The organism is Nostoc sp. UIC 10607 (genome assembly GCF_047228265.1).
Lineage (GTDB): Bacteria > Cyanobacteriota > Cyanobacteriia > Cyanobacteriales > Nostocaceae > Nostoc > Nostoc foliaceum_A.
This window is the reverse complement of record NZ_JBIQNW010000005.1, coordinates 135,820-157,990: the sequence shown is the minus strand read 5'-3', so window position 1 is coordinate 157,990 and position 22,171 is coordinate 135,820. Positions and strand designations below refer to the sequence as shown.

The 22,171-nt window shown below is 42.7% G+C and carries 17 protein-coding genes; 7 read left to right on the top strand and 10 right to left on the bottom strand.

Features of this window, described 5'->3' with window-relative positions; all coding sequences use genetic code 11:
• Positions 1-207: 207 nt before the first annotated feature.
• Positions 208-711, top strand: coding sequence for an N-acetyltransferase family protein (locus ACEYW6_RS06875; RefSeq protein ID WP_412979131.1), 504 nt, complete (start codon positions 208-210; stop codon positions 709-711).
• A gap of 16 nt (positions 712-727) precedes the next feature.
• On the opposite strand, the gene dacB is transcribed toward ACEYW6_RS06875, so the two are convergent.
• Positions 728-2,197: a D-alanyl-D-alanine carboxypeptidase/D-alanyl-D-alanine-endopeptidase gene (gene dacB, locus ACEYW6_RS06870; protein ID WP_412979130.1), complete on the bottom strand. Its 1,470-nt coding sequence runs from the start codon at positions 2,195-2,197 to the stop codon at positions 728-730.
• A gap of 234 nt (positions 2,198-2,431) precedes the next feature.
• On the opposite strand from dacB, the gene ACEYW6_RS06865 reads away from it, so the two are divergent.
• Positions 2,432-3,031: a hypothetical protein gene (locus ACEYW6_RS06865; RefSeq protein ID WP_412979214.1), complete on the top strand. Its 600-nt coding sequence runs from the start codon at positions 2,432-2,434 to the stop codon at positions 3,029-3,031.
• Positions 3,032-3,301: 270 nt separating this feature from the next.
• On the opposite strand, the gene ACEYW6_RS06860 is transcribed toward ACEYW6_RS06865, so the two are convergent.
• From ACEYW6_RS06860 to ACEYW6_RS06845, 4 genes are all read right to left on the bottom strand, one after another.
• On the bottom strand, positions 3,302-3,772 hold the full coding sequence (locus ACEYW6_RS06860) for a tellurite resistance TerB family protein (protein WP_412979129.1): 471 nt from the start codon (positions 3,770-3,772) through the stop codon (positions 3,302-3,304).
• Between the two features lie 335 nt (positions 3,773-4,107).
• On the bottom strand, positions 4,108-5,997 hold the full coding sequence (ilvB, locus tag ACEYW6_RS06855; protein WP_412979128.1) for a biosynthetic-type acetolactate synthase large subunit: 1,890 nt from the start codon (positions 5,995-5,997) through the stop codon (positions 4,108-4,110).
• 132 nt (positions 5,998-6,129) lie between these two features.
• Positions 6,130-7,392, bottom strand: coding sequence for an MFS transporter (locus ACEYW6_RS06850; RefSeq protein WP_190893837.1), 1,263 nt, complete (start codon positions 7,390-7,392; stop codon positions 6,130-6,132).
• A gap of 162 nt (positions 7,393-7,554) precedes the next feature.
• Positions 7,555-8,154 carry a hypothetical protein gene (locus ACEYW6_RS06845; RefSeq protein ID WP_412979127.1) on the bottom strand — a complete coding sequence of 200 codons (600 nt, stop codon included), beginning with the start codon at positions 8,152-8,154 and terminating at the stop codon, positions 7,555-7,557.
• A 573-nt stretch (positions 8,155-8,727) separates the two neighbouring features.
• On the opposite strand from ACEYW6_RS06845, the gene ACEYW6_RS06840 reads away from it, so the two are divergent.
• Complete coding sequence (locus ACEYW6_RS06840; RefSeq protein WP_412979126.1) at positions 8,728-9,846, top strand: ferrochelatase; 1,119 nt, start codon at positions 8,728-8,730, stop codon at positions 9,844-9,846.
• 98 nt (positions 9,847-9,944) lie between these two features.
• Here ACEYW6_RS06840 and ACEYW6_RS06835 read toward each other — a convergent pair whose 3' ends face one another.
• Positions 9,945-10,490 (bottom strand): NADPH-dependent FMN reductase, encoded by a 546-nt coding sequence (locus tag ACEYW6_RS06835; protein ID WP_190893840.1) that lies wholly within the window; start codon positions 10,488-10,490, stop codon positions 9,945-9,947.
• 304 nt (positions 10,491-10,794) lie between these two features.
• Here ACEYW6_RS06835 and ftsH point away from each other — a divergent pair, with 304 nt between their 5' ends.
• From ftsH to topA, 3 genes are all read left to right on the top strand, one after another.
• Complete coding sequence (ftsH, locus tag ACEYW6_RS06830) at positions 10,795-12,684, top strand: ATP-dependent zinc metalloprotease FtsH (RefSeq protein ID WP_412979125.1); 1,890 nt, start codon at positions 10,795-10,797, stop codon at positions 12,682-12,684.
• 220 nt (positions 12,685-12,904) lie between these two features.
• A complete protein-coding gene (locus ACEYW6_RS06825) occupies positions 12,905-13,825 on the top strand; it encodes a DUF928 domain-containing protein (RefSeq protein ID WP_412979124.1) in 921 nt (306 codons plus the stop codon).
• Positions 13,826-14,095: 270 nt separating this feature from the next.
• The gene (gene topA, locus ACEYW6_RS06820; RefSeq protein ID WP_412979123.1) at positions 14,096-16,258 is read left to right on the top strand and encodes a type I DNA topoisomerase; all 2,163 of its coding nucleotides are present in this window, start codon (positions 14,096-14,098) and stop codon (positions 16,256-16,258) included.
• 189 nt (positions 16,259-16,447) lie between these two features.
• Here topA and ACEYW6_RS06815 read toward each other — a convergent pair whose 3' ends face one another.
• The 3 genes from ACEYW6_RS06815 to ACEYW6_RS06805 all read right to left on the bottom strand — a co-directional run bounded on the left by ACEYW6_RS06815 (position 16,448) and on the right by ACEYW6_RS06805 (position 17,660).
• Positions 16,448-16,714, bottom strand: coding sequence for a type II toxin-antitoxin system RelE family toxin (locus ACEYW6_RS06815; protein WP_412979122.1), 267 nt, complete (start codon positions 16,712-16,714; stop codon positions 16,448-16,450).
• Positions 16,711-16,950 (bottom strand): hypothetical protein, encoded by a 240-nt coding sequence (locus tag ACEYW6_RS06810; RefSeq protein WP_412979121.1) that lies wholly within the window; start codon positions 16,948-16,950, stop codon positions 16,711-16,713. Before ACEYW6_RS06810 ends, ACEYW6_RS06815 begins: the two co-directional genes overlap by 4 nt.
• A gap of 191 nt (positions 16,951-17,141) precedes the next feature.
• On the bottom strand, positions 17,142-17,660 hold the full coding sequence (locus ACEYW6_RS06805) for a phosphoribosyltransferase (RefSeq protein ID WP_412979120.1): 519 nt from the start codon (positions 17,658-17,660) through the stop codon (positions 17,142-17,144).
• 150 nt (positions 17,661-17,810) lie between these two features.
• Between ACEYW6_RS06805 and ACEYW6_RS06800 the strand changes: the two genes are divergently transcribed.
• Positions 17,811-19,262, top strand: coding sequence for an MFS transporter (locus tag ACEYW6_RS06800; RefSeq protein WP_412979119.1), 1,452 nt, complete (start codon positions 17,811-17,813; stop codon positions 19,260-19,262).
• A gap of 92 nt (positions 19,263-19,354) precedes the next feature.
• Here ACEYW6_RS06800 and ACEYW6_RS06795 read toward each other — a convergent pair whose 3' ends face one another.
• Entirely contained in the window at positions 19,355-21,691 is a 2,337-nt protein-coding gene (locus ACEYW6_RS06795) for an EF-hand domain-containing protein (protein WP_412979118.1), read from the bottom strand.
• Positions 21,692-22,171 lie beyond the last annotated feature (480 nt).

The window sequence follows — 22,171 nt, the reverse complement described above, 5'->3', positions numbered from 1 at the left end:
CCCCGCTCAACGATACTAGATGTAACATTAGCAGTCAACGTTAAGTTATCAGATTTTAGCTGTCGATGGAGGAACCGGAGGAACTGCAAATCCTATCCAAGCGGTGCGAAGGGGAGCTAAAACTATTCTGGTGAGATAGGATTACAGCTTCCGTAACGCTGTATTATTTTTGAATATTTTCTCAAGATTTTTTCCAAGACGGTAGCAATGACTATTCGCCATGCGATTGAAACTGACTTGCCTGCAATTGTGGCAATTTATAATGCTGCAATTCCTAGCCGCATGGCAACTGCTGATTTAGAGCCAGTATCTGTGGAAAGTCGTCTTCCTTGGTTTAAGGCGCGATCGCCTTCACAACAGCCACTTTGGGTAATCGAAGTAGAGGGAGTAATTGCTGGATGGCTTAGTTTCCAATCCTTTTATGGGCGGCCCGCCTATAGTAAGACTGCCGAAATTAGTATTTACATAGCCCCTAGCTTTCATCGGTGTGGTTTGGGACGACAACTATTAGCACAAGCAATTAGTGAAAGTCCTAGTTTGGGTTTAAAGACCCTAGTTTGCTTCATCTTTGCCCACAATCAACCCAGTTTAAAGCTTTTTGAAACATTTGGTTTTCAACATTGGGGACATTTACCTGAAGTCGCCGAAATTGATAGCGTTGAACGGGACTTAGTGATCATGGGACTCCGAATTAGTCAACCTGTTGTTTAATTTGATGGCAATAATATTAACAACGCTGCAACTGCGTTAACAACACAACAATTTCATCAATTGCCTGCCGCACAACTGTTGCAGGTTGTTCTGATTGATTCACAATAATACTAAAAACTAAAGGCTCATACTTAGGCGCATTCATATATCCAGATAGAGAAACTACACCCGTTAACGTACCTGTTTTGGCTTGCACAATGCCCTCAGCAGATGTATTTTGAAAACGACCCTTCAAGGTTCCACTTTTACCCGCCACGGGTAAAGATGCGCGATACAGATATGCTGTTGGTGTTCTTGCTATTCCTCGCAAAGTTTGTACAAAAGCTTCTGGTGTCACTAAGTTACGACGCGATAAACCCGAACCATCCACTAAAATATAATTTGCTGGATCAACTCCCAATTGAGTTAAACTCGCTTTGACGACTTCCAAACCTACATCAGCACTAGTCTGATTTTTTACTTTGGGTTTTTCTACAGATAATGCTCTCAACAGTGCTTCAGAATAAAGATTATTACTATTTAGATTTGTCTCTGCTAATAATTCAACTAAAGGTGGCGACTCTACAAATGCTATTTCCTCTTGATTAACACCACCATTTACTATTAATGTTTGTCCTAAGGAAATTTTTTCTGTTGCCAAAGCAGTACGGAAGCGCCGTAAGAAGTAATAATTAGGGTCAACTACAGGCAAATCTATTAAAGTCGGTTCAGAATTTGTTGTCAGTTGTCCTTGAATTCGTAATACTGTCCCAGATAATTCGCGGGTAACATTGATGTAGCTTGGTTGATTTTGGGCAACGGTTACTGACTGATTCATTATCCGCCACTGTCTCGCTTCGCCAGCATCAGTCCATACGACTTGTAAAGATTTACCTACAGCCTGCGGTACAAGTTTTAAGCTAAAAATATTTTGATTCAGAATAAAGCTGTTGACTGGTGCGCCATAGTCTGACTGCACATCTTCCCATTGCCAGGTGGGGTTAACAATATCACCTTGAATATAACTATCATCAGCTATCAATCGCTGAATTTGAGTAATACCTTTCTGTTTTAGCTGCTGTGCCAATTTTTGCAGTTCAGCATCACTTAAACTAGGATCTCCCCTACCGACAACACGTAAAACACCATTGCCATTCTGATAAACAGAGGTGCGAATCCGAAAATTAGCACCCAATTGCTGCAATGCTGCTGCTGTTGTCAGCAATTTGAGGTTAGACGCGGGAGTAAAATATTTCTGAGCATCTCGACTGTAAAGAGTTTGCCCGGTTGACAGGGGTTGTACCAAAATTCCCCAGCGCACCCGACTGAATAAGGGGCGATTGATTACAGCATCTATAGCTGTTCCCAGTCGGGTAGAGCAAATTGATTTTGTGGTAATTGTTGGTGCAACTGGGGTTTGTGCTTTTGCAATAGAACTAAATCCTATCTGGCTAGTCAAAAATATTAACAAAACACCCAGTGGTTGATTTAAAGTCTTAAGTCTCACCAATTTTCCTTATCTCAAAGATAGATATTTTGACTTTGCCAAAGACTTCTTTCCGGAGAGAGAAGTAATTGCTCAGTAAAGTTACTTAACTAGTATAGGGAAGATGTTCACATGTTTCATACGTGGGCGATGTCTACGACGGGCTGCGCCTACGCACAAACATAATTTATGGGACTACGAAATAGAAACCTAAGTCAACCTGCATATACAGAAATACGAAATCGAGGCAATGGTGTGAGTACATTTTTATCTGGTGTAGCTGTATTACTCTCTACTTTGGCTTTAGGATGTAGCGGCTATGTAGCTTATGAAGTTTTCACGTTGCGGCAGACACTCAATGCTACTAATACAGTCAGTAGTACCATTCCCACTCAAGTGCCAAGTCCTACAGCTACAACTTCTCCACAAGCAACAGTCTCACCATCCCCAGCTACTGCTACAACTTCAGTAATTAGCCCTGGTCAATTTTTGCAGCCTGCTTTTGGCAAAAAGGCAGAAGTTGAGTTACTTTCAGCAAAACGAATTAAAGATCCAGAAACTGGAAACCGTGATGTGGTAAATCTGCAAATGCGTATTCGTCGCCTTGCCACAGACGGAGTTGTTGGTGGCGATATTATATCGGTTGCTAGTACAACAGCCCGCAATCCTGACACTAGCGTAACCTACAAAGGAGTTGCTCTTAATCGCTCAACAGGTAGCGTTTCTTTGTTCCAAGTACGTCCACAAGCCTCCGCAGATGCTTATATCTGGCTAAGAGTTCCCGACAGTATTAATAATTTGGACATTTTTGTGCCAGATACAGCTGCATTTAAAAATGTACCAATTTCTAATTAGTCCTTTATCGGACAATACGGTTCAGAAGACGCGATAAATCGAGACGCTATAAATTCAGACGCGATTTATCGCGTCTCTACAATAAGGGTTTTGTTGCTCATTCTGAACTGTATTGCTCTATCGGATTAATTTTGATAATGTGCAAGATTCCCAACTTCTTCATGACGTCGGGAATCTGAACAACTTAACTCAAACAAAATTATTTCATACTTTAAATTAGCAACCCCAAATTAAAGATGGTAGATGACTGAGGTTGCAATTCAATAAAGATTACTCCTCTTCTTCTTCTTCTTCCTCTTCTTCCTCTCCGAACACTGCATCTATAAGTTCTTGTGCGCGTTCGTCTGAAATTTTTAAGGCTTCTTGAAGTTCAGAGATATAATCTTGTTCAGCTTCGGGTACTTCTTCGTCAATCCCCACAACTAAGATAGCTGTGATGTATGCAGCTTCACGATAACCTCTATTGGGTAAGGATTCGATGGATTGGGCGATTAAATCTTCTGGTTCTTCTTCTTCAATCAAGCTGACGACTTTTTCGGTCAATTCTTCAAAGTCTTCTTCAGAGTAATCTTCAAATAAGTCAACCCGACCGAGAAATTCACTTAAAGCATATTCTTCTGTGGAAGAAATACCTTCACCATCAGCCGCAGCGGAAAAAAGTCCAAGGATTGCGATCGCAACTTCTGGTTCTAGAGCAACTGAACTAACACTACGGCCTTTGGGCAACTTGCGTTTAGACATAATTATCCTCTAAAAGTTACGTGATATTTCAGGAAGTCATATTTTGCGGTTTATCATGCTTCCTCGATTTATGATTCCCAAAAAAATGCAGAAATATACATTGGGATGAATCTTTTTTTCATAAAAAATACGCAGAGAATATATTAATCTGCGTATAAAAACGGTTAAGTTGTCTTGAGCGATAGAGGTTTTTATTACTTGTGTACGCTGCGTAGCCTAAAAAGATACGGTGTACACACAAGTCTGAAATAGCTGATTAACCAGGATTTTACCCCACCCTAACCCTCCCCTTCTCCTTGCTCCCCTACCTCTCTGGTCTAAATTATCAAAAAGCGTTACAGCTTCGTCCCACACTCAGCACAGAAGTTATGGGTAGGAGCATTTTTGGCATTGCAGTTGCTACAATACACTGGCTCGGCTGCGGCTTTCGGCGGTTGTTTCTGCAAACCGACCATTTGAGCGTTGCTTTTACCAGGGGCTACCATTGGATAGCAGTTTTCGTCTCTGGTGACGTGGACATTCACAATCACCGGGCCTTTGTGCGCCAGCATTTCAGCGATCGCATCTTTTAATTGACTGCGATCGCTAATTACCATGCCTTTAATGCCATAAGCTTTTGCCAATAACTCTACATCTGGCATCCCTACTTCCATGTTGGAGCATGAGTAACGCTCACCATAGAAGGCTTGCTGCCACTGGCGCACCATCCCTTGCCAGCCGTTATTGATAATAATTGTCTTGACATTTATTCCATATTGTGCAAGTGTTCCGAGTTCCTGCAAACACATTTGGAAACTAGCATCGCCGCTGATACAAATGACTTCTTCATCAGGAAAGGCCACTTTCGCGCCCATTGCCGCAGGTAAGCCAAAACCCATCGTTCCCAAACCAGCACTAGAAATCCAGCGTCTTGGGCCATTCTTCAGGAATTGTGCCGCCCACATTTGATGTTGTCCGACATCTGTGGTGTAGAAAGCGTTGGGTGCTTGGCTATTGACTTCTACAATTACTTCTTGGGGTGAAATGCTGTCAGGATGGTGCGGCACTATGAGAGGATACTCTTCGCGCCAACGGTTGACTAGATTTAACCACTCTTGGTTTTGATTAGGTGTAGCCTTAACGCCTGTTTCTTTGCAGCGACGCAATAAGTCTACTAACACATTCCGCACATCGCCAACGATGGGCACTTCGGGTACGCGGTTTTTGCCGACTTCTGCGGGATCGATGTCGATGTGAATTACTTTGGCGCGGGAGGCGAATTCGTCTAACTTGCCTGTAACGCGATCGTCAAATCTAGCGCCAACGCAAATCAGCAAGTCACAATCACTAACGGCGAAGTTAGCGTAAGCTGTGCCGTGCATCCCCAACATTCCCAAAGCTAAGGGATGATGTTCGTCAAAGGCACCGATCCCCATTAAGGTTGTGGTGACAGGGATATTGAATAATTCAGCTAGCTGTTTGATTTCTTCATGAGCGCCAGCTGCGATCGCACCACCACCGACATACAGTAGAGGACGGCGACTTTCAGTAATCAACTGAATCGCGGCATGAATTTGCCGGGGATTTCCCTTCACCGTGGGACGATAACCACGCAATTTTACTGAACCTGGTTTTACAGGCACATAGTCAAATTCTTCTAAAGCTACATCTTTGGGGACATCAATCAAAACTGGCCCTGGACGCCCAGTACTAGCGATGTGGAAGGCTTCAGCGACAATTCGCGCCATATCTTTGGGGTCACGCACTACATAGGAGTGCTTGACGATCGGTAGCGTAATCCCGTAAATATCGGTTTCTTGAAAAGCATCTGTACCAATCGACGGCCGTGCTACCTGTCCCGTAACCACAATCATCGGGATTGAATCCATGTAGGCGGTGGCGATCCCTGTTACCAAGTTAGTTGCTCCTGGGCCAGAAGTCCCAAAGCATACCCCTACTTTCCCTGTGGCACGGGCGTAACCATCGGCGGCGTGGGCTGCGCCTTGTTCGTGTCTCACGAGAATGTGCTTCATAGCACCAGTTGCTTCCACCTTATACAGGTCGTCGTAAATTGGTAGAATTGCCCCACCAGGATAACCAAAAATATAATCAACGCCGTGGCGATGAAGGCTGTCAAGCAGAGCAAAACCGCCAGATGCACGTTTGGGCACGACTGGCGGGCTAGAAGTACGAGACTGTTTGTGATTCTCGGTTTGTGGGAGACTGATTTGGGAAAGCGATCGCACGGTCAAACCTCAGACTATAGCTAAAGTTAATGCTGAATTCTGTAGTTAAGATTTCATTTTAATTGAAAACTTCAATCAAAATCTTATTAATTTTTATATTAAATATAAACCTAGACTATTAGCCTACATTAATTAAATTACGTCTTGCAAGACTCGGCGGGTATTTTGCCAAGCCCAAACACCGACAACTACGACAACAATACTCATTCCTACAAGCACAGTTCGCAAGCCGAGAGCATCAGTTAATGGCCCAGTAATTGCCAGGGGTAACGCCAGAGCAATGTTAACAGCATGATTTTGGAAGCCAAATACTTTACCATGCATGGTAGGTGGTGTTTGCTGTTGAATTAAAGTCTGCATGGGTACGCCAATTAGGGAAGCACCTACACCCAAAAATGCACAGAGTCCTAGTGCCACTAATAAGTTGTGCGTAAAAGTGAAGACTCCTAAAACTAGTGCCATCATCAAAAATCCAATCAAAGGTAAGGGCTTGTGATGCAATTTATCACCCCAATGACCTAAAATCGCCGCACCAAATACCATACCCACCCCGGCTGCTGCTAAGAAAAAGCCAAACTGTTTTTCTTTAAGACCAAACTCCTCGGCTAATTGAATTGTCAGCACCGTTAAGGCTGCAAACACGCAATATAAGGTTGTCACTTGCAGCATGGCATTCAATATCAAACGGTTTTTCTTGAGATAGCGCAAGCTGGCGGTGAATTCGGCCCAAGGGTGGTTTGATGCCCAGCCTTCCCCGTGGGGGTTGTCTTCTTTAAACTTAATCGGCTGCATGATCACAGCCGATAATATATATAATCCCCCAACCACAAGCTCTTGGCCGTATTCTGCTCCCATCAAGTTTTTCGACAAACTCAAAATCGGCTCTCCGATTGCAAAGCCAACAATTAAAGCTCCCATCATCGTGCTACTAAAGAGTGCATTGGCTGCCAACAAATTTTCTCGCTTTACCAACAGGGGAATAGCAGCTTGCTCTGCGGGTGCAAAAAACTGCGTCACTGAAGAAATGGCAAAAGTTAAAATTAACAGAATTAAGAATTCCCTTGGCAAAAAGGGAAGACACAGGGTTAACAGCCCACGCACGACATCTGAGCCGACCATAATCAGCTTTTTTGGCAAGCGGTCAACAAAGATACCACCAGCAGAACCAAACAAAATCGCTGGTATTGTAAAGGCCAGCATCAAAGTTGAGTACATTGAGTTTTGTGCCAACCCAGCAGGTGGAGAGTAGTTCTCCAGCAGAGCAATCATCAAAACGAAGAAGATCTTATCTGCTAACTGGGACACCAGTTGCCCAATCCACAGGAGCATAAAACCACGGTTTTTTAGCAGTGCGCCAAACCCGTTATTAACAGCAGCCGGTTCTGTTGGAAACATTAGATACTTTGGGATAGTGATTAGGGTAGATGGGGCAGGGGATAGGAGATATGGGATGGTGGATAGGGGATAGGAGATAGTTTTTATTGACGATCACCTGTAACCTGTTCCCTTCTCCACTCCTAACTTTCTAACTCCTAACTCCTAATTCTGTTGTCCGGACTAATTTGCTTCATAGTGCTTTAACAGCATATGCAAAAATTCAGCTGCTGTCAGATGACCCTTGGGTGGAGAAATTCCAATGGATGAATCTACCCACCAACCCTGTACAGTTTGGGGGGTAGACGCAGAGTGGCTTGTCGTTAGACATCGCCACATGGACAAATGATCAACTGCCGGATCTGCATAAAAGTTATTTTGCCCACTACCTAGCAAACACGAACTCCAATGGGTGAAATAATCATGACTCATCCGATGAATAGGAAAATTACCCTGTAGTGGCACTCCCCATCCATCTATAGCAATAAATGCTTTGACACGACCACCTAAGAGTTGCCACAAATGCGCTGCCCCTATTGCCCCGACTACGCCAGCACTAAAGCTAATGAATATAATTGGCGATTTTAGCTGATCGCCCAAGCGATCGCGCAAAAACTGCAAGATATGAAATGCTGATAAAACCAATAAATCCTGACTCGGAAATACCAGTATATTTGCTGATTTATGACCGATTGTGCTATTAGAAACTAAATCTAACAATCCGAATCTAAAGCTTTCAGTTAATTCTGGTTCATGGATTCCAGGGCAAATAATTATACTCATCTGTCTATTGGGTTAGCAGCTTTCACAATTATTAATAACTTAAAATTACTACAGGGATTTATTAATTGTTAACCCTGACATAAATCAGGCAATGGGAATTGGACTTGAGATAAAACTGAGTTTTTCAGCTTTTTGAACATTTAAAACATATTAGAACTTATGCAAAAACCCTCTAAAACTCTCATTTCTCTGTGACCTCTGCGTCCTCTGTGGTTCGTTTTCCGTTACCTGTGTGTAAGTCCTACTATAATATGTCAAAATTCAAACAACACCTGATATCGTCAAGCCCAACAAACTTGAGTTTTCCAGACTTTAAGTCCTTTGATTAAGCAACTTCTACGTTAATGTTCAATTTTTCCTACCCAAGACCACAATGGGAATCGGCATCACTAGATGAGAATTGCTCAGTATGCCGTAATACTCGTAGTATGTCTTTTGATGTATTATTTTGATTTTCTCACCTATCCTATCCCCCTGGATGGGATAATAAGTTACTAGTAGAGTAGGGAAAATGTGTAAGCTATTCCCTAACTTTATATTTCTCTGCACTCTGGTTATATTGAGGAACTCATTGTGGTTGCCACGCCGGAAAAAGTACAACACACCCACGAGCATCTATCAGGTAAAGACCGTGTAGCCGTACTGCTTATGGGCTACGGCGAAGTCGAAAGCTACGAAGATTTCGCCAACTATAACGAACAGGCTTTAAATCTACTGACAGCAAAATTCGCACCGGTGCCAACCTGGATCTATCCCCCTCTGGCAAAACTCTTGGCGCTATTTGACCGCCATGAGTGGGGACACACACATCACGATTTTATCTCCCCACACAATGCCATCTTTGAACAGCAACGGGCTGGTATCGAAAAGCAATTACAAGAAAAATGGGGTGAGAGTGTCCAAGTTTTCAAGGCTTTCAACTTCTGCGCCCCTTTTCTTCCTAATCAAGTTTTAGCAGAAATCAAAAACCAAGGCTTCGATAAGCTGCTAATTTACCCACTGCTGGTTGTTGATTCTATCTTTACCAGTGGGATTGCGATCGAGCAAGTTAACAACGCTCTCGTTGAGTTGGCTGATGGTGAAGAACACTGGGTTAAAGCACAGCGCTACATTCCTTCTTTCTTCAATGAACCAGCTTACATTGATTTAATGGCTCATCTGGTTGAGGAGAAAATTGCTGAATTAGCAGCAGCTTATCTACCTTCTCAAATCGGCATTGTCCTAATGAACCACGGCTGTCCCCATAAAGCTAAAGGCTTCACTTCTGGAATTGCCGAAAGTGAAGCAATGTACGATTTGGTACGAGATAAGTTGATTAACCGCTATCCTTTAATCTCGGTGGGTTGGCTCAACCATGACACGCCCTTAATTGATTGGACACAACCAAATGCAGAACAGGCTGCAAATAACCTGATTCAATTAGGTGCAAAAGTGGTAATTTTTATGCCAATTGGCTTTGCCACAGAAAACCACGAAACTTTATTGGATGTACACCATATCATCCATGCTTTGGAAAAACAGCATCCTGGTACGAACTACGTGCAAATGGCTTGCGTCAACGATCATCCAGAATTTATGGCAATGGCTGCCCAATGGGCTGATGCTCATATTGCAGAGTTGTTGTCAGAGCAAACTTTGGCAGTTAATCCCCAACTTGCTGGGGATCATCATCACCACCACCATCATCATTAATTAATTAATGTAATCCTCGGCGTGAATGCACGAGGATTCTAATCATCACTGATTAGTTTTAGTTTTGTAGGGTGGGCATAGCTATGCCCACCCTACAACTAATTTACGCCCCGCAGCTTGCGAGTGTTATCAACTAAACTTTGAGCAAATTGATCAAATCTTTGAGAGAGCTTCTCATCTACTAGTTTGCCCTCAGGACTGAAAGCACCCCAAGCTTGTCCGATCGCAATTTGTTCTGGAATCACCCAACCATGTACCCAACGGACAATTAACCTTAGGTCATTTAAAGCATTACTATTAGACTGACCACCCAAAACACTAATTAGTCCTGTCACTTTATCAGACAGTTGCTCAAAACTCATCAAATCCAGGGCATTTTTCAGGACACCACTAACACCACCATGATACTCAGGTGTCGCTAAAATTAACCCATCGGCGCGACTGACTGTATCTTGCAACCGCTGAACATCTGGATACTCTGGATACTCCTTTGCGCCAGTACAAAACGGTAAATGCAACTGCCTTAAATCAAGAATTTCCACCTCTGCACCGAGGGCTTCTACCCTTTGCACTGCTAAAAGTAAAGCAAGCTGGGTATAGGAGTTGGGTCTTAAACTACCACCAATGCCAACAATTCTCACCATAATTAAGCAACAAACTATTAACTAGCTACCATCACCAGATTTTTTTGAAAAGCGGAATCGTTATGATTATGCTTATCTTAGCGATTTGTGTCAGAATGTGTCAAATTAATATCTACAGTCAGGAGCCAGAATAATTATCCAGTTTGCTCAACTTGATGTGATAGCCGGAAGAAACTTGGGAATGCTTTTGTGTGGAAGTTAGACTAGATAAGAAAAGTGTAATTTCCAGTTATTACAATTTTTGCTAGAAGAATAGGCATAAAACCATAGCTCAACTTGTGCCACCAGACAAAAGGTAATTATTATGACAAATTTGGGAAAAAAAGCATTGATAAAAAGGCAGTCATCAAAGCGTGTTGCTTGGGTTGGTGCAATCGCAGCTAGTTTGATTATGTTGCCAGGAATGTTCTCGGCTTCTCCCGTATTGGCACAAAAAGCAGAGAGCACTGCTCTAAATTATGGTGACTTGATCAAGAAAGCGAAGGCGGGAGAAATCCAAAAAGTAGAGCTTGACGAAACCGAACAGCTAGCAAGAGTTTATCTCAAGGGGCAAAAGGAGAATACACCACCGCAACAGGTGAGACTTCTGGCACAAAACACAGAGTTGATTAACATTCTCAAAGATAAGAATGTTGATTTTGGCGAGGTTTCCTCTGCTAACAGTCGAGCTGCTGTTGGGCTGTTGATCAATCTGATGTGGATTTTGCCACTGGTGGCTTTAATGCTATTATTCCTGCGGCGCTCTACTAATGCTTCTAGCCAAGCAATGAATTTTGGCAAATCCAAAGCTCGCTTCCAAATGGAAGCAAAAACTGGAGTGAAATTTGAAGATGTAGCCGGGGTTGAAGAAGCGAAAGAAGAACTCGAAGAAGTTGTTACTTTTCTGAAACAGCCAGAAAGATTTACTGCTGTAGGCGCACGGATTCCCAAAGGCGTGCTGTTAATTGGCCCTCCTGGTACTGGTAAAACTTTACTTGCAAAAGCGATCGCAGGTGAAGCAGGTGTACCATTCTTCAGTATTTCCGGTTCGGAATTTGTGGAAATGTTTGTTGGTGTGGGTGCATCTCGCGTGCGCGACCTCTTCAAGAAAGCCAAAGATAATGCTCCTTGCCTAATATTTATCGATGAAATTGACGCAGTAGGTAGACAACGGGGTGCTGGGATCGGTGGCGGTAACGACGAGCGCGAACAAACCCTCAACCAACTCCTCACCGAAATGGATGGTTTTGAAGGTAACACAGGCATCATTATTATTGCTGCCACTAACCGTCCAGATGTCTTAGATGCAGCACTGCTCAGACCGGGACGCTTTGACAGACAAGTGATGGTGGATGCACCGGATCTGAAAGGGCGACTAGAAATTTTGAAAGTCCACGCCCGGAATAAGAAAATCGATCCTAGCGTATCATTAGAAGCGATCGCTCGCCGCACTCCTGGATTTACTGGCGCAGACTTAGCCAACTTACTCAACGAAGCCGCCATTCTCACTGCGAGGAGACGCAAAGAAGCTGTCACCCTTTTAGAAATTGATGCTGCTGTAGATCGAGTTGTTGCAGGTATGGAAGGTACCGCCTTAGTAGACAGCAAGAGCAAACGCTTGATTGCCTATCATGAAGTTGGACACGCTTTAGTAGGCACATTGCTCAAAAACCATGACCCTGTGCAGAAAGTTACATTAATTCCACGAGGACAAGCACTAGGATTAACTTGGTTTACTCCCAACGAAGAACAGGGGTTAATTTCCCGTTCCCAACTCAAATCCAGGATTACTGCTACCTTGGGTGGTCGCGCCGCCGAGGAAATCGTTTTTGGGAAGCCAGAAGTGACCACAGGTGCAAGCAATGACTTGCAACAGGTGACAGGGATGGCGCGGCAGATGGTAACACGCTTCGGGATGTCAGAATTAGGCCCATTGTCACTAGAAAATCAGAGTGCAGAGGTATTTTTAGGACGCGACTGGATGAATAAATCAGACTATTCTGAGGAAATTGCCGCCAAAATTGATTCGCAAGTGCGCGAAATTGTTAACAATTCCTACATCAAAGCCAAAGAACTATTGGAAGAAAACCGCATAGTTTTGGAACGTTTAGTAGATTTGCTAGCAGAACAGGAGACAATTGAAGGCGATTTATTCCGCAAAATTGTTGCTGATCATGTTCAGGTAGCCGATGAACAATTGGCTGTACCTCATTAGGGAATAGATAAAAGCCAACAGTCTATCGACTTTAGACTAGTGAAAATTCAAAGGCTCAGATTCCCGACTTTTTTAAGAAGTCGGGAATTTTGTTGGAAAAAATTCAGAAGGCGACCTCAGCCTTCGCAAAAACTAGCACACACAAAGTCTTGCCACTGTAAAGCTTAGGGTATTGTATTATATATACCCAAACAATGTACTACAAGTGGACATAAACATCATGAAATATAGATTTTGGGCAAGCTATCTGCTTGCTGCTTTAGCATTTCTCCCCTTTGAGTCTGTAAGGACTACTCAAGTTTTGGCAACAGAGTCAGTTTACCAACTGGCACAAGCTAAATCTGCTTACACCCAATATATGGTAAGTGGCTATAATGAAACCAAACGAAGAAACTACAGAAAAGCTTTAGGATATTTTCAGCAAGCAGAACGCCTACGTCCTGGAGATAGGTATGCTACTGCTGCAATTAGAAATGTAACAGGTTATATTAAACGGGGTAACGCTAGAAATCGTATCGCCTTTGTTCCAGGTAGACCTGGTAGGGTCAGGTCAGCAGGAACACGAGGAAGTTGCTTTCAAACTGGACAATATATTATTCCCCTGACACCAACAGATAAAGAAGCTCAACGAACCACAGCAGAGCGTCCCACATTCTATTTCTACATTCCTCAAACCTCGACAACAGTGCAAGCACTAGAATTTGTTTTGCAGGATGATGATAGCGTTGACCCATTGTATAAGGGAACTTTCAAACCTGTTGGGCAGAATGGTATTGTTAGTGTAAATTTACCTGTTAATCAGCCATCTTTACAAATCGGTAAAGAGTATAACTGGACTTTTGCGATGATTTGTGACCCGAGTAACCGCGACAAAGACTCGTATGTACAAGGTACAATTGTGCGATCGCAAGATGAAAACCTATCTCTTCAGCTAAACCAACCAAACACAGACTTGGATCGTGCAGTTTTATTTGCAACAGCCGGATTTTGGGAAGATGCTTTGAGAATTTTAGCTAATTTACGCAGCCAGCGTCCTAATGATCCCGAAGTTCAGAAATATTGGGAAGATTTGTTAAATTCAGTAGACATTAAAGAAGTTGTAAACAAGCCTTTATTGCCCTGTTGTACTGCCCAGAAATAAATTAACAATTACTTAAAAACCCGGTTTTCATAGAGAAGCCGGGTTTTTTACGCTTCAATTTAAAAGTAATAAAAGCACTATAACAATCCGATTCAATTTCTGAAATTATTTGCTTAAGAAGGCAACAGTCAAGAAGCCTCTTTGAGTTATACGAAATTTTTTCAAAAATTAAACATGAGTTCTATAGATGATACATATATACTAAAATATACTATGGAATTACTTGTTGTTACAAAGTATTCAACATAGAGCATCGAAAACGGAGTTGCTATGATCAAACGCCTCCTTGTGGTGGAATCTCCGGGAAAAGTCAAAAAACTCAGTCAAATTCTAGGTTCGGATTGGAAAGTTCTAGCCAGTTGTGGCCACATCCGAGAACTCAGCAATGAAGGGGACGATTCCTTGGGCTTTGTCATGGACGGCAGTAATGTAAAGTGCAATTACGTTCCACGTGACCAACGAGCGAAAGAAACAATTCAGAAGCTCAAGTCTGCGGTGAAGCAAGTTGATGAAGTTGTCTTAGCAACTGACCCAGACCGGGAAGGCGAAACAATCGCTTGGCATCTTAAAGAAACGCTGGGTTTAAGGGAACCGAAACGAGTAATTTATACTGAGATTACAGCATCGGCGGTACAAAGTGCGATCGCTAATCCTAGAAAGCTAGACCAAAATTTAATCGGTGCTGGGCTGTGCCGAGATTGCCTAGATAAGTTGGTAGGTTATAAAGGTAGCCCTCTAGTTTGGGCATTGAATAACGGCGCTAAGAGTGTTGGCAGAGTCCAAAGCGCGACGTTACATCTGATTTGTCAGCGAGAAAACGAAATTCTGGCTTTTGTCCCCCAAGATTACTGGAGTGTCTGGGTAGATTATGCGGAAGGATTTCGGGCTTTTTACAAAGGTACGGTTGATTCTGCAAAAGATGCAGCAGACCAAGAAACTGAAACTCACGATGACGCGAAAGTGGGTAATAGTCCAGAAACACTAGAGTCTAAGCGTGTTCTTTCCGAAGCAGAGGCGACACGTTTAGTTGAAGAAGCACAGCGGCATCCTCATCAAGTGATTCATTTTGAAGGAAAAATCGTTAATCGCCAGCCACCTCCACCATTTACAACTTCCAGCCTTCAGCAAGCAGCCGGTTCAAAGCTGAGGTTTGCTCCCGACAAAACTATGGTTGTTGCTCAAAAGCTGTATGAGGCAGGGCTTATCACATATATGCGAACAGACTCAGTAATGCTGAGTCCAGAATTTTGTGCCAGCGCCCGTAAATGGTTAGAGCAAAATGATCCGCAGAATGTACCGCAGCAAGTCGCCAAGCATCGCAGTAGCAAATCGGCTCAAGAAGCACATGAGGCGATTCGCCCAACGGATGTATTTCGTCCCTCAGTTCAGTTGCGTTTAGAACTTCCTGATGATGAGTTTAATCTGTATGTGATGATCTGGAAACGGTCAATTGCCTCTCAGTGTCGTGCTGCTCAATTGCGTAAAACTTTGGTGATTACTCAGTCTGGTTCTCTACTGTGGTCAGCTAGAGGGCAAGTAATTGAATTTTACGGTTATGCCCGCTACTGGAATAATCTCAGCAAGGATAGTATTTTACCTTCATTACAACAGGGACAAGCATTAAAACTGGAGAATGCTGGACATGAGCAGAAGCAGACCCAGCCACCGCCGCGTTATAGTGAACCCAAATTAGTGCAACTGATGGAACGTAAAGGAATTGGTCGCCCAAGTACTTATGCTCCTACTGTTGCTACTTTAAAAAAACGCAATTATGTCGAGTTGAAAAAAGACCATCTTCAGCCTACAGCGTTAGGGTTAGAAGTTGATGCGTTTTTGCTCAAAGCACTGCCGGATTTACTTGAGGCTGAATTCACAGCGAAAATGGAAGATGCCCTTGATGCAATTTCTGAAGGAAAAAACTCTTGGCAGCATTATTTAACTAGTTGGAATCAGAATTACTTTGTACCAGCGCTTTCCAAAGCTAAAACTATAGTTCCAAGTTCCTCAATAGTAAAAGCTAATGTGATAAGCGATCGCAAATATGAAACTTCCAAAACGCGATGCCCTGAATGCAAAAGTTTTCTCGCCAAAATTCCGAGTACTAAGGTTAAAAAGAAATATTTCCTCAAATGCACAAAAGGCTGTGATGTCGTGCTGTTTTGGAGCGACTTTAACAAAACTTGGCAGCCACCACAAACTAAAGCAGTCCAGGCTGAGAATCAACAAAAGCCTCCCGTAAAGATGACGGCATATCCCTGCCCAGTATGTAAGAAACCTCTAGAGGAGTACAGTTACATCAAAGAGGGGCAAAGTAAGACAATGTTGCGATGTTCTAACGCACAATCCCGTAAGGATACCAAACATAAAGATGTAGCTTATTTCAGTACCCAAAAAGGGTGGTGGAGTCCTAAGTTTGGGGACTTAAATTGTTAGGTTCCACTATTTATATTTTTACCGCCAATAATGACAACAAATCATTTAATTTTGTAGTTAGTAAGGTGTGCTACCGCGAGAAAAGGGGTTTTATTCTTCCTTAGTAAGCATAAATAATTGACAAACAAGCACTCAAAGTACCTAAAATCATCAAGAATTAATTAAAAATTAATTACAAATTCATTAGTCCTAACTTTTATCGTTATAAACCTTGCTACGATGTCCAACTTCTACAACATTCACCACTAGAATATCATCGAAAATATCGTATATAACTCGATACTCACCTAGTCTAATCCTATAAGCATTTTCTTTACCTTTTAGCTTTTTTACTCCGTTAGGACGGGGTTCTATTGCTAGATCATCAATTTTAACTTGTATGCATTCTTGAAGTTCTGGCGATAATTTTTTAACTTGTTTTAATGCTCCCTTTAAGATTTCAACTTTATAACTCACGCAACTTCCTTTTTTATTTCTCGTTTTAGTTCTTTTTTAGCTTCCTCCCATGACACTGAGCCATCAATATCAGCAGATTTTTTTGCAAGCTCATAGGCTTTTAAATCTTCCTCTTCCTCTTCATCTTCTATTTTTTGAAGTAATGCGTAAATCTCATCTAAAGTACTGTCATAAGCTTGGTTTAGTAATACGTTGATATCTTTAATTAATTGTTCGCGTTCGTCTGCTGATTTCATTTTTAATTATCCGAGGGTGATTTTACTTTTTCTGCCACCACCTCTAGTTTCGCCTAAATTACGGTCGGTTTTCAACTATTTGACGAGCGATCGCTAAAATCTAAAAAGCGACCAATACTTTACAAAAATTGTATATTAAGGAATCTGGTCGAGCATGAGTGGCTGTGAAATTAACTTTGTGTATATATTTATCAACACGGTTGATTTACCTTACCCGCAAGTTCTGCGAGGTTCATCTGCTCGTAGTGTTCAAAAGGTTGATGAATCCAGGGGTTTTCAGCTAAATAATCAACATAATAATTGGGTGCTATAACTGAACAGGCTTTATACCAAAGAACGGCGGTGCGAATTTCCTCAATGGGAAAATCAGTATTTTGCTTGAGCCAAGGTATAGTCTGCTGGAGTGTTACCCCAGAATCTACTAAGTCATCAACTAGGAGAATGCGCGAACCTAACTTTTCGGCGGTCATCGTCAAGTGGTGAGAGAAAATTAAATTACTTCTTTCTTGCTTACCAGGGCCACTGTAAGATGAGGTTGCTAAAATTGCCAGTGGTTGCTGGTATATACGGGAGAGAATATCTCCAACTCGTAGTCCTCCTCTAGCAAGACAGATAATCTGGTTGAATTCCCAACCGGATTCATAAATCTGAATAGCCAGTTGTTCAATTTTTTGGTGATAATCTGACCAAGAAACATAAAGGTCTGGCATAAGTCTCAGGGGAGTGGTAGATGGCTAGTATTGAAGGCGATGTCTACGACGGACGGACGGGCTGTGACGCTCCTGCGGACGCTGGAGTACTCGCTACCGCTTCGCTATCGGTGACGCAAACTTTTTATTTTAATATGAGCGTAAGTTATTATGAAAGATTCTGTCGCTGATGGCGATGCCCAACGAGATCCTCTCAGTGAAAAACTTGACTTGAAAACAAAGCTGGCTTACGGTGCAGGAGATTTAGGGCCAGCAATTACTGCAAATATCTCCGTCTTTTTTCTGCTGGTTTTCTTCACGAATGTCGCTGGTATCCCTGCGGGTTTAGCTGGCAGTATTTTGATGATTGGCAAAATCTGGGATGGGGTAAATGATCCGGTTGTCGGGTTCCTGACTGATAAAACGAAATCTCGTCGTTGGGGTCGTCGTCTTCCTTGGATGTTTTATGGGGCTATTCCCTTTGGGATTTTCTTCTTCTTGCAGTGGATTGTACCGCAATTTAGCGCAAATCAGAGTGAGAATATTTGGCCGCTGTTCTGGTACTACGTAGCGATTGGGGTGATATCTCAGGCATTCTACACGGTTGTGAATTTGCCTTATACGGCAATGACTCCTGAACTAACTCAAGATTACGATGAACGCACTAGCCTTAACAGCTATCGTTTTACATTTTCCATTGGCGGCAGTATTCTGTCGTTGATTTTAACGCAAATTGTTTTTTCTCAAATTAGCGATCGCCAACAACAATTTCTTGTCTTAGCAACAGTTTGTACTGTAATTTCGATTTTAGGATTATATTGGTGCGTTTTTGGAGTCCGCGATCGCATCTTGGCTTTTGAGGCCAAACGCATCCAAGTCGAGGAACCCGCATCTCTCCCTTTCTTTGAACAGCTAAAAATTGTCTTTAGCAACCGACCTTTTTTATTTGTTATTGGTATATATCTTTTTTCTTGGCTAGGTGTGCAGGTGACAGCCAGCATTATTCCCTATTTTGTAGTCAATTGTATGGGTCTTAAAGAATCAGACGTGCCCACAGTGATGATTGCAGTCCAAGGAACTGCCCTCCTAATGCTATTTGTCTGGGGGGCGCTGAGTAAAAAAATTGGGAAAAAAGTTGTTTATTTTCTGGGAATGAGTTTATGGATAATAGCAGCAGCCGGACTATTTTTCTTACAACCTGGTCAAATAGTTTTGATGTATTTTATGGCTGTCATGGCAGGTATTGGTGTATCCACAGCTTATCTAATTCCCTGGTCGATGATTCCAGATGTGATTGAATTAGATGAACTGCAAACTGGACAACGCAGAGAAGGCATTTTTTATGGCTTCATGGTTTTGCTACAAAAATTTGGTTTAGCTTTCGGACTATTTTTAGTGGGAAATGCTTTGCAAGTATCTGGTTTCAAAGAAACTGTAACCGGAAGTCCACTACCTATCCAACCGGAATCGGCATTGTTTGCTATTCGCATTGCTGTTGGGCCGATACCTACCGTTTGTTTGCTTTGTGGCTTAGTTTTAACGTATTTTTACCCAATTACCCGCGAGATGCATGCAGAAATCATGCTGAAACTCAAAGAACGACAAGAAAAAAAGGGAAGTTAACTAATTCGTAATTCGTAATTCGTAATTGAATTCTTAATTACGAATTACGTTAGCGCAGCGGTAGCGACGCAGGAGCGTCATTACGAATTATTTTAAATGGTTTCTGTAAACATACCAGTTCGGGCAAACTCTTCTTCTTCAGGGGTGAAGAGTGGAGGTTTATCTACAAGGCTAGGCTCAAAGTAGTATGTCTCTTGCAGAAACTGTCCGCTGATGACAGCCTCCTCTAAATCTTTGATGTGGTTCTGTGCAACTATACATGCTTCCTTGAGGTTATTCTGATCGCCCTTCTCTAGCAGCTTTGGTAATTCCGTTTTTAACCCTGTCAGCCGCGCCAATGGCTTGAGAATTCCGTAGATGTTGTAGATGCGAGCAGTTTCTATGCTGGTGTATTTGAGGGCATTGGCTCTGGCTAACTCTGAGTCAAGGCTGGGCCAAAAGCGGGTGGTGTAGAATGCTTTCTCATCCTTTTGATACCATTCTTCCGATCGCGCAATGGAAGAAGAAACGGTATTATGTAGCTTCCAAAAGAATAAACGCAGGGAGGAACCATCGACTACGGTGGATAACTTCGCCTCTAGTGACACCTCAAAGTCAGTCAGGTTGGGATCACGCCCAAGTACCAGATACTCCACAGGATACATATCCACTTCCTTATTTTGCACAACGTACATATTCAGGTGATGGCGGCAATAAGGACAGGGGTACATCGTGGCAAACAGTTGGAAGAAGTCTTTGAAGATTGCCACTGCGGCTTTTTGCTGTACATCGGTCTTGGTACATACAATCTCAGCCGTAGTATGGAAGAAACGCCACACTGCTGGGCCGATGTAGTAGGGGAAGCTGACTCGCATTTGGGAATCCTTCACCTCAGTCCGATCTAGATAGACATCAATAAATGCTACATACTGCGATAGCGCCCCTGATTCTCGTCCAAATTCTAGGCGTTCGCGCCGTTTCTGCACTCCATTTAGGTAGTGATGTGTTAACCGCCATGCTTGTTTGAGGATCAATTTCTGTTTGGGAGTGCAATGGAGAAAATTTTCTGCCACATCTGCCCCGTAGCGGTTAAATTCTCCTGAGTTTTTTGTACACTGATACCATTCATCTAAAGCCGCCTCGTCGGGTACGGTGTTGCTTTGGATATCTGCTGTTGTAGACACACTAAAGGCCGCCAACAACTTCGGCATGAAGTCTTCATACCAATACGCTACTGGCATGATTGCACCATCTATTTCCTCGGTTGCTTGCGAGAGGATGACGCGGTTCCACTTGTTCAAATAGTCTTTTGGATTTCCCGCAGATTTAGTTGGTGGTGGAGCCATTTCTTCGTTCAGTTCTATTCCCCTCAAACGATTGAGTTCGTTAATGGCCAGCACACCTTCCACGATGTCGCCCAAGCTGAGACTTTTCTTTTTGATGGTAATTGCAAACTCGACTCCAGCTGCAAACTTTTCTTTGACATTGGCAAATTTACTCCGCGCCTCTAAAATTGCTTGCTGCTCTGCCAACATTTCTGGTGTCTTTGCCACTGTTTGCCAGTTTTTGATCCGCTCCTGCAATCGGGCATATTCATCAGCAATTGATTCAACCACTGCATCTAAGACAGGGTAGCAATCCTCGGATACTATACCTAATGATTTGTACAGTGCGATCGCTTGCTTAACAAACTCCACAAAATCAGTAATTCTGTATGGCAAGTTTTTCACCCGCAAGTGAGTTTCGTGGTTGGCAGAGAAACTTTCACGGAAACTGCGGTAGGCTGCTCCTTGAATCAAACGAAACAAACCAATCTGCATTTGTAAGCGGGAGGTTCCGCTTGTTTTCTGATTTGGTGAGTTTGGGTGTTGTACTAATTGTTCTCTTAGCTGTGCCAACTCTGGAGTCGTTGCTTCTTGCGTCGGCTGGGTGCTAGCTGCTGCGGCCTCATTGGAAGTAGCAACTGTCTTGAGTGAACTGTTAAGGGAAATCGGTGAGTCTTGATAGCCAGTTTTGCTCTCTGACTCTTCCGGTACTAGCTGACAGAATTCCTCAAAGTCAATTGAGCCATCGCCATCATGATCTACTTCCCGCAACATCTCATTCAATTCAGCGTCTGTCAGCCCAAACTGAGTCATAACAGTCCGCAACTCGGTGGCAGTAATTTCACCGCTACCGTCTTCATCAAAGGCGCTGAAGGCTAACTTGAGGCGGCTTTGGCGATCGCCTACCTTAGCTATCATCAGCGTTTTAAATTCTTCAAAGTCGATAGTGCCTGACAAGTCAACGTCAATCTCCTTGATCAAGTCCCGCAGCCCCGCTTCCGTGGGATTTTGCCCTAGCGATCGCATTACCTCCCCTAGTTCCTCAGTTGAGATCGCTCCGTTGCCGTCTACGTCTAATACCTTGAAAGCTTGCCACAATTTTTCTATTTCTTGTTCATCAATCATGGTTTTGTTCCAATTCCATAGTTGTCACTAATAAATTTATTACCATGTTTTTTAACAGCTACTTCAATGCTGTCTTTTTATGTTCAGTAAATAGCAAGTATCAGGAACGACTGAATTTTATCTCAACGTTATTTGCAGTCGCCTTGTAAATTTGTCAGTTGCTTATTGTTGCAATAAATGCAGATTTACGGGTTTAATTACAACCGCTTTTAGAGCAACTAAGTAAGTCAGTGAGAATAAATCAAACTATATTAAGTAATACAAAAAATCTTATAATTGTTTTATGGCAAGTGTTTTAGCCGTCATCCAAGAACTAAATTTCTCACTACAAACCTTTGATTATTTATGCTTTTATAGTTGGAAAAAGTTTGAAAAGTATTAGGCGAATAGAATTCGCTACTACACAAACATAGACGCTTTGCGACTTCCCGCAGGGTAGTCCACGGAGGTGGACTAATACATCAAGGGTTTTAACCCACG